The organism is Novosphingobium sp. 550D, assembly GCF_057401885.1.
On the sequence record NZ_CM171613.1, the window covers coordinates 412,372 to 425,961 of the forward strand.

Below are 13,590 nucleotides of genomic sequence, written 5' to 3' on the forward strand. Positions count from 1 at the left end.
TGATCGGGGCTTGTGTATCAATCCGTGTCGGCCCTGCGGAGCGACAATATCGCGCGAAACCCACCCTCCCGACGATTCTCCAGCATGAGGTCACCGCGATAGCGCTGGGTCAGCGCCTGCACGATCGACAGGCCCAGGCCGACGCCGCCGGTCTGCCTGGCCCGTGAACTCTCGACCCGTTCAAACGGTTCGGTCAGGCGCTGCAAGCTGCCGTGCGGTACGCCGGGGCCATCATCCTCGACCAAGATACGGATATGAGACGCGTCGCTCTCCACCCGGATGCGAGCCAGGCCACCACCATAGCGGACCGCATTATCGAGCAGGTTGGCCAGCATGCGCTGCAACGAGATGTGGGAAACATGGGCATGGAGCGGGTGCGGCAAGGGTGCGATGTCGACCAGTTGGTCGCGCTGGGACCGTTCCGCAGCGACGAGCGCCAATTCGGCGCGAACATCACAGACCGCCATGTCCAGATCGGTCGCGGCGGACTCGCGCGCGAAGGTCAGGGTGTCGCTCAGCAGGGCACGCATTTCCTCGATATCCTGTTGCGCCAGCAGGCGCTGATCCTCATCCTCGATAAACTCGCTGCGCAGATCCATCCGGGTCAGATAGGTGCGATAATCATGAGCGATGGCGGCGAGCATGCGGGTTCGCTCATCGAGCAGCGCGCGCAGGTGCTGGCGCAACTGGCTGAAGCTTTCGCCCAGTTCGATGATTTCCCGTGGTCCTCCCGGCTTCAACTGGTCGAGCCGGTCGTCGCGCACTGCGCGGGCAAGTCGCTCGACCGGGCGCGTGGTCTGCGAGGCGAGCCAGAGGATGACGATGATGTCGACGATCGCCACAGTGAGCAGGAAGAGCATCAGATTGCTGACGATCTTGGTGAGGGGCGCGGCGACCATCTGCTCGACCCGGATGGCGTTGCCCTCCGCCAATGCGACCGATACCCGCACCGGGCTCAGGGTGACGGCTGGCCACATGTCGATATTGGCGGGGCTGATATCGCCCTGTGTCTCGATCCTGAAGGGGCGGCCGCCCAGGGCCTGCCGGTAGCGGGCCAGGGTCGTCGGGGTGGCCGATGCCGGATTTTCAGCTGGCAGCGCCTTGAGCAGGGTGACGCGCAGGGTCGCATCGGAAAAGGCGCGGACAAGGTCGGCATGGGTGTTGGGCGGCGTCCGCTCGAAGGCCGTTACAATGAGGGCAACCTTCTCCGGAACGGGAACCCGGTAAAGCGGTGCGATCTTGCGCATGTCCGTCTGCTGCAGGAACAGAAGGGTCACCGCGATCATCGCCAGAAGATGCAACAGGACGATCAGTCCGATGCGGTCCCGCAGACGCAGCGGACGCAATTTCAGCATCGCGTCACCGCCGGCGCGAACAGATAGCCATCGCCGCGTACCGTGCGGATCATCGCCGGCTCGCGTGGATCATCGCCCAGTTTGCGTCGCAACCGGCTCATCTGCACATCAATGACGCGATCGACCGGGCTGGCATGGCCGCCACGCGTCCAGTCGATCAGCAACTCGCGCGAGAGGATGCGTCGGGGATGGAGAACGAGCGCATGCAGCAGGTCGAATTCGCTTGTCGTAAGGCCGACCGGTTCGCCTGCCGGGTTGGTGAGGTCGCGGGCGCCCAGGCGCAGCAACCAGCCTTCGAAGCGGAAATTGTCGCCGCTTTCTTCGGCAGAGGCGGTCGCGATGTCGCGGGTGCGCCGGATGATCGAGCGTAGCCGTGCCAGCAATTCGCGCTTGTTGAACGGCTTGGCCAGATAGTCGTCCGCGCCGATCTCCAGGCCGATGATCCGGTCGATCGGATCATCCTTGGCAGTGACGATCAGGATCGGCAGGCGCGGCCAGCGCGCGCGCAGACGCTGGCATATCTCCAGCCCGTCCTCGCCCGGCAGCATCAGGTCGAGGATCAGGCAATCGAGCCGTTCCAGGACGCCGTCCGCCTCCAGTCCGGCCGAGCCTTCAAAGGCCAGCACGTCGAAGCCCTCGCGGGTCAGCAACAGCTTTACCAGGTCGCGGATGCCGGGGTCATCCTCGACGATCGCGACCATGCCATTGGACGCCTGGGGCGGGGCCATCATCTCGTTCCTTTCGTCATCAGCATATGGCTGCGATCAGGGCGTCCCCGGAAACAGCCACACTGCGGCCGGGGACGATCGATCACTTGCCATATTTTGCAGCGGCAGCGCGCAATTCTTCCGGGGTCAGTTTACCGTCCCGGTCGGCGTCGATCATCGAGAAGCCACGCTCGCGGCGGCCGGCGGCCTTCCATTCTTCCAGCGACAGGGCGCCATCCTGATTTGTATCCGCCTTGGCAAAAATGTCCCTGGCCCTGGCGGACGCATCCTGCGCCATGGCGGTCGGGCCCTGGGTTGCGGCCAGGGCCACCAGCGTCAGGGCGATCGTCGGATATTTCATGTCATTCTCCTTGGTCAGGCCCGAAATGAGCATGGATCATATAGCGGTCCCACAGGCGCCATGTCCGATGGCTGGATGAAGACAAGTTACAGTTTGTAACAGCGGCGCGCGAAGCGGTGGCTGCTGCAAATATTCGATACATTCTGCGGCAAGGCGGTTCATCCGGATGCCCGACATGTTCCTTCCCGCACGGCTCTCGCTGATGCGGAGAAGGAGAATGCACCATGAACAAGCGCCAATTCGCCATTGCCTTCCTTTCGACGCTGGCTGCCGCCGGCACGATATCGACGGCCGAAGCCCGCAGCCGATCTTTCCAGCACAGCCATAGCCGGAGCGTTCAGGGACCAAACGGGCGCGGATTCCATCATGACTATGCGGCCTCGCGCGGTGGCGGGCAGGCCGCCATGAGCCGGAATATCCAGACCAATGACGGACGCGGCCTCAGCAGCCAGCGCGGATATCAGGTGCAGGATGGCCAGTTCCACGGTGCGACCAGCCATGTGACCAACAGCGGCAAGAGTTGGGGACGGTCGACCAGCGCCGTTGCCAACGGCGATGGCACCGCAACCTATCAGCGCGACATCACTGGCCCCAATGGCGGTTCGGCCTCCCGCTCGGGCACTATAGGCGGCGGACCGCGCTGAACATGCTGAACCATGGCGCATCCCGTTCAGCATCGATGCGCCATGGTTCAGGCGGGCTGTTACATGATGTTACATAGCCCCCATCGAGCTGTTACAGATCGCCTCCATTTCCAAGCCCTTGCACGAACGGGCCTGCTTTTGCGGCCTTTCTCCACGGGGATGGAATGGCACGTTTTGCCCATGTCGCACCGATCGCGGTGCTGTTGCTCGCCGCCTGCCACACGGAGCCCCCCGCCAGGGATGAACGGCGCGCGGTGACGGTCCAGCGCGTCGGCGCCGGTCACGCAAGCGAGGCCAGTTATGCCGGGGAAATCCGGTCCGCCTTCGAAAGCCAGATCGGCTTCGAGGTGGCGGGCCGCATCGTAGAGCGCAGCGTCGATCCGGGCAGCCATGTCCGCGCAGGCCAGATGCTGCTGCGGCTGGACAATGCCGATTATGCGCGCGCGCTGGACAGCGCCGTGGCGCAAAGCGGTTCGGCCCGGACCGCCGCGGCAGTGCAGCAGGCCGACTTGGCACGATCGCGCACCTTGTTGCAGCAAGGCTTCATCTCGCCAGCGGAATTCGATCAGCAAAAGGCCGCAGCAGTCCAGGCGCAGGCGCAGTTGCGGGCTGCGGCCGCCCAGCGCGGTACGGCATCCGCCCAATTGGGGCGCACGCTTCTGTCGGCGCCGCGCTCGGGCGTGATCACGCAGATTCAGGCCGAGGTCGGTCAGGTAGTGGGCGCCGGGCAGGCGGTGGTCACGCTCGCCGATCCCGCGCACCCGGAAATCGCCGTGGCACTGCCCGAAGGCAGTCTGGAGCGCATCAGGGGGGCGTCGCGCTTCAGCGTCACCCTGTGGAGCAGCCCCGACCGGCGTTACCCGGCGACATTGCGCAGCATCGCCGGCGCAGCCGATCCGACGACACGCACATTCGCGGCCCGCTTTGCCATTGCCGCTCCAAACCAAGCGCTACGGATGGGAGAGACCGCCGAATTGCGGGTTGAAGATCCAACGGCAAAGGCCGCCGTCCGGGTGCCGCTGACGGCCGTGCTACAGGCAAATGAGCAGGCACAGGTCTGGATTCTGGATCGGCGGACGATGACGGTGCAACCGCGCGCCGTGCAGATCGCAAGCGCCCAGGGCGACATGCTGACCATCCTATCGGGGCTGAGGCCCGGCGAGACGATCGTCACCGCCGGCATCCATCTGCTGCGCGCGGGCGAGACGGTGCGCGTCGTTCAGGTGCCGCAATCATGAGTGCGGACCAGAAGGGCATGAACCTGTCGCGCTGGGCGTTGTCGCATCAGCAGATGGTCGGCTTCATGCTGGTGCTGGCGGCGGTCGCGGGCCTGTTTTCCTACATGGCATTGGGCCGCAAGGAAGATCCCGAATTCACCGTCAAGACGATGATGATCAGCGTCGGCTGGCCCGGTGCCACCGCCGAACAGATGTCGGAGCAGGTCATCAAGCCGATCGAGACGGTGCTGACCGAAAATATCCCCGAGATCGACTATGTGAAGAGCAAGGCCAGGCCGGGTCAGGCGACGCTGAACGTGACGCTGATCTCGACCGCCAGGAGCAGCGCGGTTCCCGGCATCTGGTACACGGTCCGCAAGACCGTGACCGACCATCGCGGCGATTTGCCCGACGCTGTGATCGGGCCGTCCTTCAACGACGAGTTCGGGACCACCTATGGCAATATCTATGCGATCACCGGCGACGGTTTTTCCTATCCGGTGCTCAAACGCTATGCCGAGACCCTGCGCGACCGCATCCAGATGCTGCCCGATGTCGCCAAGACACAGATCATCGGTGCGCAGGATGAAGCCATTTATGTGACCTATGACAGCGCCCGGCTCGCCATGTCGGGCATTTCCGCGCAGGCGATAGCCGACGCGCTCGACACGACCAATGGCATTGCCGCATCCGGCATCGTGGAGGCCGGCGCCGAACGGGTGCGGATGCAGGTGACGGGCGCCTTCGGATCGGTCGAGGCGATCGGCGCAACACCGATCGTCGCCAATGGCAAGCGCATCCGGCTCGACGCGATCGCGACGGTCGAGCGCAGGCCGGTCGACCCCGCCACCTTCAAGATGCGTTTTGGCGCTCGGGATGCGGTGGGTGTCGGCATCAGCCTGCGATCGGACGGCGATGTCGCCCGCCTGGGAGGCGATCTCAAGCATGTCGTCGCCACTCTCCAGTCCGAGATGCCGGTCGGCGTCGAGATTCACACGGTGTCCGACCAGACCCATGTGGTGGACGAATCGGTCGGTGAATTCACGACCTCGCTGGTCGAGGCGATCGTCATCGTGCTGGCCGTCAACTTCCTGTCGCTGGGCTGGCGTCCCGGCATTGTCGTCGCCCTGTGCATCCCGCTGGTGCTGGCAATGACCTTTGTCTCGATGCTCTATCTGAACATCGACCTGCAGCGCATCTCGCTCGGCGCGCTGATCATTGCGTTGGGCCTGCTGGTCGACGATGCGATCATCGTGGTCGAGGCGGTTGTGACCCATTTGGAGGCGGGATGGACCCGCACCAGAGCTGCGATCAGCGCCTATGGCGTGACAGCCGTGCCAATGCTGGTCGGCACGCTGATTACCGTTGCGGGCTTCCTGCCGATCGCCATGTCCAAGGCGACGGCCAGCGAATATGTGATCTCGCTGTTCCAGGTGATCGCCATCTCGCTGATCCTTTCATGGATCGTCGCGGTCATCTTCACGCCCTTCATCGCCTATTATCTGCTGCCGCAGCGGGCCGATGCGCGCGACGATGCGGGTGAGCCCGACGAGCAATATGAGGGCCGTTTCTACGGCTGGTTCCGGCGACTGCTCGACCGATGCCTGGAACGGCGCAAGACGGTGGTGGGTCTGGCGCTGACCATGTTCATCGCGTCGATGCTGCTGTTCCAGATCGGCGTGCCGCGCCAGTTCTTTCCCGCGTCCGACCGGCCCGAACTGGTGGTCGACCTGCAATTGTCGCAAAATGCCAGCTTCGCCCAGACCCAGGCCGTGGCGGCGCGGATGGAGAGGCTGCTGGCGACCGACAAGCGGATATTGTCCGTCACATCCTATGTCGGGGGTGGATCGCCGCGCTTCTACCTCCCCCTCAACGTCCAGACACCGGACATCACGCTGGCCGAACTGGTCCTGCAGACGCGGGATGAAGAGGCGCGCGAAGCGGTGATCGGCCATATTCAGGGCCTGTTCGCCACCCATTTCCCAGAGGCGCGGGGGCGGGTCAGCCGTCTGGAAAATGGCCCATCCGTCGGTCAGCCTTTGCAATATCGCGTGGCGGGACCGGCACTGGCGCAGATTATTCCCGTGGCGGACAAGCTGGAGGCCCTGATCCGGGCGGACAGCCATGCGCGCGACGTGAACAGTGATCGGGGCGAACCGTTGAAGGCCATCCGCGTCGATCTGGACCAGGACAAGGTCCGGGCATTGGGCCTGTCGACACAGGCGGTCCAGCAATCGTTGCAGACGGCGATCGGCGGTGCAGGGACGACCAGCTTCCGCGATCGCGACCTGGCGCTGGACGTGGTTCTTCGCCTGAATGAAGCCAAGCGCACGGATCTTGGCCGGATCGCCAATCTGCCGATCCAGACGCCCAATGGTGCCGTTCCGCTGTCGCAGCTCGGCCATGTGTCCGCGGGCAGCGAGCCTGCTGTCCTCTACCAGCGCAATCGGCAGCCCACGATCACCATCGCCGCCGATGTCGAGGGCGAGCAGGCGAGCGACCTCGCAAAGCGGATAGAGCCGCAGATCGCCGCGATGCGCCGCGCGCTTCCGCCCGGCGCATCGATCGTCAAGGGCGGATCGGACGAGCAGAGCAGCATCAACCAGAAGGCGACACTGGCGGCAGTGCCATTCGCCATCTTCGTGATCGTCATCCTGCTGATGCTCCAGTTGCAGAATGTGAAGCGCATGCTGGTCGTGCTGGCGACCGGGCCACTGGCGCTGATCGGCGTAGCCCTGATCATGGCGCTGTTCCGCATTCCCTTTGGCTTCGTCGCGATGCTGGGGTCGCTAGCGCTGTTCGGCATGGTGCTGCGCAACTCGGTCATCCTGATCGCGCAGATCGACACGCTGTCGGCGCATGGTCTGCCGATGCGGCAAGCCGTGCGCGAGGCGGCCGTCCATCGGCTGCGACCGATCATGTTGACGGCGCTGGCCGCCATCCTGGCCATGATCCCGCTAACCCGGTCAACCTTCTGGGGGCCGATGGCCTGGGCGATCATGGGCGGCCTGATGGTCGCCACCATCCTGACCCTCATCGTCCTGCCTGCACTTTACGAACTGGTCTTCGATCGACCGCAGCGCTGTGCCGGCAACCCGGAGATTTCCGCATGAAGCATCTTCTTTTCCTCGGGGCCGCGATCATGGTCGTGCCGTCGGCCCATGCGACCGACCTTGTCGACGCATGGCAGGCCGCCGCCACCCACGACCCTGATTATCTGGCGGCCCAGGCCCAACGCGATGCAGGGGGCGAGTCGGCCGTGCAGGCGCGGGCACTCAAGCGTCCGAGCGTCCAGTTCCAGGGCGGCTATCAATATAATGTCACCGAAACAAACGCCCGCCTGCCGGAGGATCTGGAGCCGGTCTTCACCGGCAGCCGGTCCGGTGGTCGTGCCAGCATTGCGGTGCAGGCCGTCCAGCCCCTCTATGATGCCTCGAAACAGGCTCAGGCGGTTCAGCTGCGCGAAAAGGCGGCTGGCGCCGATGTGCAATTTGCAGCCGAACAGCAGCAGTTGATCCTTCGCGTTGGTCAGGCTTATTTCAAGCTGCTGGCAGCGCAGGACAGGCTTGCCTCCTATCAGGCCCAGGTCGCTGCATCCGAACAGCAACGGCGCGGCGCACAGGCGCGTTTCGATGCCGGCCGGGCGCGCATAACCGACGTCCGCGAGGCGGAAGCGCGGCGCGATGCAAGCGAAGCGCAGCGCATCGGCGCGGAAGCCGACCTCGCCTATGCGCGCGCCGATTTCGCGGAGCTGACCGGCCTGCCGACGGAAGGTCTGAAGCGGCCGGCTGACGGGTTCCAGGCGCCTCCGCCGCCTGCCGGGCTGGAGGAATGTATCGAGCAGGCGGAACGCCGATCACCGCTGGTCCAAGCGGCGGTGCATCAGGCCAGGGCGGCGGGCGCCGAGATCGACCGCTACGGTCTTGCCGGGCGCCCCGTGGTCGAAGGCGTTGCAGGCTATCAGGGGCAATATCGCCTGGGTGGCGACAGTGGCAATGGCATCGTGCCTGACCGTCTCCAATCGGCATCGGCGGGGCTGCGTATAACCATCCCGCTTTATGCCGGCGGCGCGATCGCGTCGAAGGAACGGGAGGCCCGCGCCAACGCCAGCAAGGCCGTGCACGATCTGGATGGCGCCCGGCGCGATGCGCGGCTGCAGGCGCAGCAGGCCTGGTATGGGGTATCGACTGGCGCGCGTCGGGTCGCGGCGCTGGATACCGCGCAGCGCTCGGCTGGCCTGCAGCAGGTGGCTTCCAATACCGGTCGCGAAGTCGGTATCCGGACCCAGGACGATGTGCTCAATGCGCAGGCCCAGAGCTTTTCCACGGATCGTGACCGGCGGCAGGCAATCTATGATTATCTGACGGCCCGGCTCCAATTGGCCGCAGCGACCGGCGACCTGAACAGCGAGGCGCTGGCCGGCGTCAACGCCATGCTGCAATGAGCGCCGGCCGCTATTCAGGCGTTGGCCGGGCTGATCGATGGGGCGGGACTGGCGATATTACGGCCGGCGCCTGCGTCGATCGCCATGGCGACCATGATGGTGAACGATCGGGCTGCATGGCCAAATGCCCTGCCGAGCGCCGCGCTACATTCATGGACGAGTGCATGCTCCCGCCCTGTTGAGTATCGCCGAGAATTGACCCAGGATTATCACTGAGAATTGGCTCTGACTCACTTTTGCTGCTGATGATGGTATCCTTCCTGCGCTTCACTGGGAGGATCAGCCATGCATGGTCGATTTCAGCGCGCCAGCCTCGCACCCGAGGGTTTCGTCGTTACCTCGGTTGAGAACACTGGGCAGAATTTCTGCATATTTCTGCGATCTCGCTGTCTTCATGCACTTTGTCCTGACTGTGGACGACCAAGCCGGCGGATCCAGAGCCGATATGTGCGGCGGCCATCGGATTTACCCCTCGGTGGTCGGCGCGTTGTTCTGGCTATTCTGGTGCGTCGCTTTTGGTGCGATAACGTTGTGTGTGGTCGGCGGATCTTTTGCGAACGATTCAGCGAAGGGATCTTGGCACGCTACGGTCGAAGAACCCAAAGGCTTGAGACGATCATCCATCATCTCGGATTGGCACTGGGCGGCAGGCCTGGGGCAGCCTTTGCCGCTCGGCTGGTGATGCCGGTGAGCAAGGATACCCTGTTAAGGGTTGTTCGTCGGCACGTAACAGGCAGTCATGATGAATTGCATGTCATTGGCATTGATGACTTTGCGTTCCGTCGAGGTCAAACCTACGGCACCATCATTTGCGATCTGGAACGTCGCAGGCCAATTACCCTATTGCCAGACAGAGCCTTGGAAACGTCTCGAGCCTGGCTTGCCAAACGCCCGTCAATATCGACCGTCGCCCGCGATCGGGGTGGCGGCTACGGTGAAGCGATTGCCAGAGGCCTGCCTCTTGCCGAACAGGTCGCTGATCGCTGGCATCTCATGGAAAACTCTAGCCGCGCGTTTCTGGATGCGGTCGGCAAATCCATGCGTCAGATCCGACACGCAGTCGGCAGCAATGTCATTGATCCCAAACTGCTTACCTGTGCCGAAAAGCTCCAATACGAAGGCTACTTACGCCGCCAGCAAACCAATGAGGCGATCCAGGAACTGGCAAAGAACGGGGTATCTATCCGGCAGATTGTTCGCCAGACGGGCCACAGCCGAAAGCTGGTACGCGATGTTTTGCGTGGCCAGCGTCTGGACGTATTCCGCAGCAGACCCAGCACCCTGGAAAGCTGGCTACCATGGATGAATGCCCAATGGGAAGCTGGCACTCATAACGCATCGGCGCTCTGGCGTGCGATGCGCTCAGAAGGCTTTACAGGTCAGCGCGGCATTGTATCGCAATGGGCACAGCGCCGTCGCCTTGCTGAAAAGGCCAACCAAAGCGGCCTTGCGCGGACACCCTCGGCGAGGGTCCTTGCGCGACTGATGACATCGGCACGCGATGGGCTGGCCAAATCCGAAGCAATCCTGGTCGCCGTAATCGAGGAGAATGTCCCGGAACTGGTGGAGGCCCGCGAAGCCATCGGCAACTTCCAATCCATGATCCGATCCAAGTCGGCAGAAAAACTCAATGATTGGCTGAAGGCTGGGAAAGGCACCTTGGTTGGTTCTTTCGTCAATGGCGTCGAAAGGGATCTGGCGGCTGTACGGAACGCTATCGTCTCCCCGTGGTCAAATGGACAGACAGAAGGCCAGATCACCCGCCTCAAGCTCATCAAGCGGCAGATGTATGGGCGAGCGAAACTTGACCTGCTCGAAGCCAGGATGGTCGGTGCAACCTGAGCGCTACCAGCAGCAAAAGTGAGTCAGAGCCAATTCTCAGTGGTAATTTCTGCCTCTCCTGGGTCAATTCTCGGCGATACTCAACACCCGCCCCTCGACGAGGTCGAGCAGCCGCCACTCATCCTCCGACAGGATGATGCCTTTCGGGGAGCATTATGTCGTGTTCCGTTCTGGTCGGACGGCCAGGTCCAGCCGGATGCGCGGTAAAGGAGACGGGTTTGCTTGATGATGGCGGCAGCCGATCGCTTCGCGCCCCTGTCCAGGCCACTGCGGCTTTCCATCAGCAGGCCGAGGCCGCCGCCGATGGCGAGGCGTGACAATTCACCGGTCGCCATCGCCACGCCACCCGGCAGGATCACGCCAGGTTTGCGCCCGTCCTTGGCGGAAGCGGAAAAGGTCATGGCGGCGCCCGCCTGTCCCGCAACTTCGAATGAGGCCTTGGTCAGTAGCGCGGACCGGCCTGCGCCGAAGCCGATCAGCAAACGTTCGGCCTGACTGCCGCGATCGGCGCGAATGATCCGGACCCGGATCATCGCGTCACCGGCAGAGGGCGCGCCGCTACTGGCAACAGACGCGAAAAGCCCCGCATCGCGATAGGCCTCGACCAGACAGGCCTGCAGCCTGAGGGCTGCTTTCGCCGCATCGGGATCGGCCTGTATATCCTGCGCCAGCGCAACATGAACGGCCAAGGCGCCAGGCGCTGGGCGCTGATGCGCGGCGGTCATGCGGATGTCGCGAACGGCCACGCTTGCGCATCCCGAGAGCAGGAACAATATCCCGCCCAGCGCTAGCCGAGGGCGTAGGCCGCTGGTCGAATGCCGCGTTGAAATCAGGCGCGTCATCGGCCGCCTCGGTCCGTTGGCATGTCCGTGGCAGGTGCGGACTGGGGGGCGATCACGTCGGCCCTTGTGGTTGCGGGAAGATCGGCCGCCGGCGCCATGCCGGCCTGGGCCAGGTAAAAACCGAACAGATAGGGCCTGCCATCGAAGCGGATGCTGACCCGGATGTCGGCCGGGCCGGCGGCCCGATGCCCCAGCGGCAGGATCACCATGCCGCCAAAGCTGCTGTCGGGGTCAATCGTGGTCGTCTGCAACACCTGTGTGCCCAGTTGCGCCAGCGTATAGTCCAGCTTCCGATCGATGCCTTTGATCACCATGGCGCCACCGGCGACCGCCGCCGTCGCACCGATCACGCCCGGCATATCATCATGCCAGTGGATCGCCTGTGTATAGCTGCCCCGTGGTCCGCGAACATGGCGATAATAGGTGCCTTCGTTCGACGCCGTCGACGCGACACCCGCCAGGACGCCGGCGAACAGCGCCGTTCCGATCTTGGCATTGCGGGCCTTGCGCTCTGCCTCCTCCGCCAGTTGCGCATGGCTGGGCAGCGGGACGGGAATGCCGTTCACCGTCGCGCTGATATTCTCGATACCCAGATTGGCCGGACCTGGACCATGGTTGAAGACGGCCAGGGAGAAGGCGACCTGGCCCTTCTCGACCGGCAGGGGACGAATTTCAACGGTAGCGGTCGGCGATCGAAGCGAGATGGTTGCGCTGCCATGATCATAGCGGGCGGTTTCAGCACCGAGATGTCGCGGATAAAGGACCAGGGGTGGGGTAGCGCCTGCCATGGCTGGAACGCCGGCGAGCAGCATCGCCGCCGCTGCAAGAGGGCGATAGGGCATGATGGGGCCTTTCAGGAAAGGGCGACGCGATGCGGACACAGGGTCTGGGGTCCGCATCGCGTCGGCGCAGGTCGCCCAGGGGGAGGAGCAAGCAACGACGACCCACGCAAGAGCATTGCACGACAAGGGAGGCGACCGGTCAGGTCGCGGATGCGTCAACCGCTGTCATGGCTGCTGAACTGCATAACCGCCTCCTCAATGTCTGAGGCGGTTATCGCGTGATCGCGCAACAGGAGTTGGTGGCGTTTGTAAATCTTTGTGACATTTAGCTTGCTCGCCGTGCCGCAGATCATTCCAGTAATGATGTCGTGATGTCACGGATCGCTACATTCCATTGCGCATCACTCTCTTAGGTTTCGTGGACAAAGGTTGACAGCAGGATCGGGCGTTGATTCAAGGCTGCCTTTTGGAGGTGGCGTTGGGCGAGCGTATTGGGCTGACGGAGGACGAGTGGGGGATCATCGGCACATTACTGCCATCTGAGCGTGGTCGTGGCTGTCGTCCAGCACAGGACAACCGGCTGTATTTCGAAGGCATGATGTGGATCGCCCGCACAGGTTCGCAATGGCGCCACTTGCCGGATGAATATGGCAAGTGGAACAGCGTTTTCCGCCGCTACCGGCGCTGGGTTACGACCGGGGTGTTCGAGGCGATGCTCGAGACACTGGGCGAAATGGTGGCTCGTGATGCCACTGCGGACATGATCGACAGCACCGTGGTCCGAGCACATCATTGTGCCGTCGGCATAAAAAAGGGACTCAGGAAACCGAGGCGCTTGGCCGATCGCGAGGCGGATTCAGCACAAAGCTCCACGCCCGCTGCGATGCCAAAGGCCGACCGCTCGGCTTTGTCCTGACGCCGGGCCAGAGCCACGATATCCAAGGCTTTGGCCCGCTGTTCCGTTTGATTGCTCATAAGATCGAGGCATTGTTGGCGGACAAGGGCTACGATGCAGATGCCATCCGCGAGGAATTGGCCAATGCTGACGTTGAGGCTGTCATTCCCGCCAAAAGCAATCGGCGCGATCCAATCCCACACGATCGCGAAAAATACCGTTGGCGCAATCTTGTCGAACGCCTCTTCAACAAACTCAAGAACTGGCGGCGTATCGCAACTCGATACGACAAAACCAAAGAGTCCTACCTCGGCTTCGTCAATCTCGTCTCAGCCCTGCAATGGATACCCTTTGTCCACGAAACCTAGAACATTTCAAGATGGCGAGCCGCGTGCCGATGGCTGCAATCGCTCACTGCGAGGATTTTATTTTCGAGAAGAATTAATGAATGGCAGCACCATGCATCGCGCCGTGCGAGCAGTTATCCGCCTCCTCTTGTCG

General features: G+C 63.2%; 10 protein-coding genes and 1 pseudogene. 6 read left to right on the top strand and 5 right to left on the bottom strand.

Annotated features, from left to right (window positions below; all coding sequences use genetic code 11):
• Positions 1-17: 17 nt before the first annotated feature.
• The 3 genes from AC2S2E_RS02000 to AC2S2E_RS02010 all read right to left on the bottom strand — a co-directional run bounded on the left by AC2S2E_RS02000 (position 18) and on the right by AC2S2E_RS02010 (position 2,423).
• Positions 18-1,355 carry an ATP-binding protein gene (locus AC2S2E_RS02000; protein ID WP_486523525.1) on the bottom strand — a complete coding sequence of 446 codons (1,338 nt, stop codon included), beginning with the start codon at positions 1,353-1,355 and terminating at the stop codon, positions 18-20.
• On the bottom strand, positions 1,349-2,056 hold the full coding sequence (locus AC2S2E_RS02005) for a response regulator (protein WP_202902500.1): 708 nt from the start codon (positions 2,054-2,056) through the stop codon (positions 1,349-1,351). The genes AC2S2E_RS02000 and AC2S2E_RS02005 overlap by 7 nt, the downstream gene beginning before the upstream one ends.
• Before the next feature lie 109 nt (positions 2,057-2,165).
• Positions 2,166-2,423: an EF-hand domain-containing protein gene (locus AC2S2E_RS02010; RefSeq protein ID WP_122129198.1), complete on the bottom strand. Its 258-nt coding sequence runs from the start codon at positions 2,421-2,423 to the stop codon at positions 2,166-2,168.
• A gap of 224 nt (positions 2,424-2,647) precedes the next feature.
• On the opposite strand from AC2S2E_RS02010, the gene AC2S2E_RS02015 reads away from it, so the two are divergent.
• The 5 genes from AC2S2E_RS02015 to AC2S2E_RS02035 all read left to right on the top strand — a co-directional run bounded on the left by AC2S2E_RS02015 (position 2,648) and on the right by AC2S2E_RS02035 (position 10,570).
• Positions 2,648-3,067 carry a hypothetical protein gene (locus AC2S2E_RS02015; RefSeq protein WP_051887088.1) on the top strand — a complete coding sequence of 140 codons (420 nt, stop codon included), beginning with the start codon at positions 2,648-2,650 and terminating at the stop codon, positions 3,065-3,067.
• A 164-nt stretch (positions 3,068-3,231) separates the two neighbouring features.
• Positions 3,232-4,305: an efflux RND transporter periplasmic adaptor subunit gene (locus AC2S2E_RS02020; protein WP_051887085.1), complete on the top strand. Its 1,074-nt coding sequence runs from the start codon at positions 3,232-3,234 to the stop codon at positions 4,303-4,305.
• Positions 4,302-7,397 carry an efflux RND transporter permease subunit gene (locus tag AC2S2E_RS02025; RefSeq protein ID WP_037523049.1) on the top strand — a complete coding sequence of 1,032 codons (3,096 nt, stop codon included), beginning with the start codon at positions 4,302-4,304 and terminating at the stop codon, positions 7,395-7,397. The genes AC2S2E_RS02020 and AC2S2E_RS02025 overlap by 4 nt, the downstream gene beginning before the upstream one ends.
• The gene (locus tag AC2S2E_RS02030) at positions 7,394-8,728 is read left to right on the top strand and encodes a TolC family outer membrane protein (RefSeq protein WP_486523526.1); all 1,335 of its coding nucleotides are present in this window, start codon (positions 7,394-7,396) and stop codon (positions 8,726-8,728) included. The genes AC2S2E_RS02025 and AC2S2E_RS02030 overlap by 4 nt, the downstream gene beginning before the upstream one ends.
• Before the next feature lie 285 nt (positions 8,729-9,013).
• Positions 9,014-10,570 carry an ISL3 family transposase gene (locus AC2S2E_RS02035; RefSeq protein ID WP_486523527.1) on the top strand — a complete coding sequence of 519 codons (1,557 nt, stop codon included), beginning with the start codon at positions 9,014-9,016 and terminating at the stop codon, positions 10,568-10,570.
• An 80-nt stretch (positions 10,571-10,650) separates the two neighbouring features.
• On the opposite strand, the gene AC2S2E_RS02040 is transcribed toward AC2S2E_RS02035, so the two are convergent.
• Positions 10,651-11,316, bottom strand: coding sequence for a DUF4410 domain-containing protein (locus AC2S2E_RS02040; RefSeq protein ID WP_486523528.1), 666 nt, complete (start codon positions 11,314-11,316; stop codon positions 10,651-10,653).
• Between the two features lie 92 nt (positions 11,317-11,408).
• The gene (locus tag AC2S2E_RS02045) at positions 11,409-12,254 is read right to left on the bottom strand and encodes a hypothetical protein (RefSeq protein ID WP_037523047.1); all 846 of its coding nucleotides are present in this window, start codon (positions 12,252-12,254) and stop codon (positions 11,409-11,411) included.
• A gap of 412 nt (positions 12,255-12,666) precedes the next feature.
• Here AC2S2E_RS02045 and AC2S2E_RS02050 point away from each other — a divergent pair.
• A pseudogene (locus AC2S2E_RS02050) lies at positions 12,667-13,457 on the top strand (IS5 family transposase).
• Positions 13,458-13,590: the final 133 nt, after the last annotated feature.

What these genes read in the sequence shown, in the direction of transcription:
- AC2S2E_RS02015 (WP_051887088.1), top strand. Translation starts at nt 2,648, where the DNA reads ATGAACAAGCGCCAATTCGCCATTGCCTTCCTTTCGACGCTGGCTGCC.
- AC2S2E_RS02010 (WP_122129198.1), bottom strand. Translation starts at nt 2,423, where the DNA reads ATGAAATATCCGACGATCGCCCTGACGCTGGTGGCCCTGGCCGCAACC.
- AC2S2E_RS02045 (WP_037523047.1), bottom strand. Translation starts at nt 12,254, where the DNA reads ATGCCCTATCGCCCTCTTGCAGCGGCGGCGATGCTGCTCGCCGGCGTT.
- AC2S2E_RS02025 (WP_037523049.1), top strand. Translation starts at nt 4,302, where the DNA reads ATGAGTGCGGACCAGAAGGGCATGAACCTGTCGCGCTGGGCGTTGTCG.
- AC2S2E_RS02005 (WP_202902500.1), bottom strand. Translation starts at nt 2,056, where the DNA reads ATGGTCGCGATCGTCGAGGATGACCCCGGCATCCGCGACCTGGTAAAG.
- AC2S2E_RS02000 (WP_486523525.1), bottom strand. Translation starts at nt 1,355, where the DNA reads ATGCTGAAATTGCGTCCGCTGCGTCTGCGGGACCGCATCGGACTGATC.
- AC2S2E_RS02030 (WP_486523526.1), top strand. Translation starts at nt 7,394, where the DNA reads ATGAAGCATCTTCTTTTCCTCGGGGCCGCGATCATGGTCGTGCCGTCG.
- AC2S2E_RS02020 (WP_051887085.1), top strand. Translation starts at nt 3,232, where the DNA reads ATGGCACGTTTTGCCCATGTCGCACCGATCGCGGTGCTGTTGCTCGCC.
- AC2S2E_RS02035 (WP_486523527.1), top strand. Translation starts at nt 9,014, where the DNA reads ATGCATGGTCGATTTCAGCGCGCCAGCCTCGCACCCGAGGGTTTCGTC.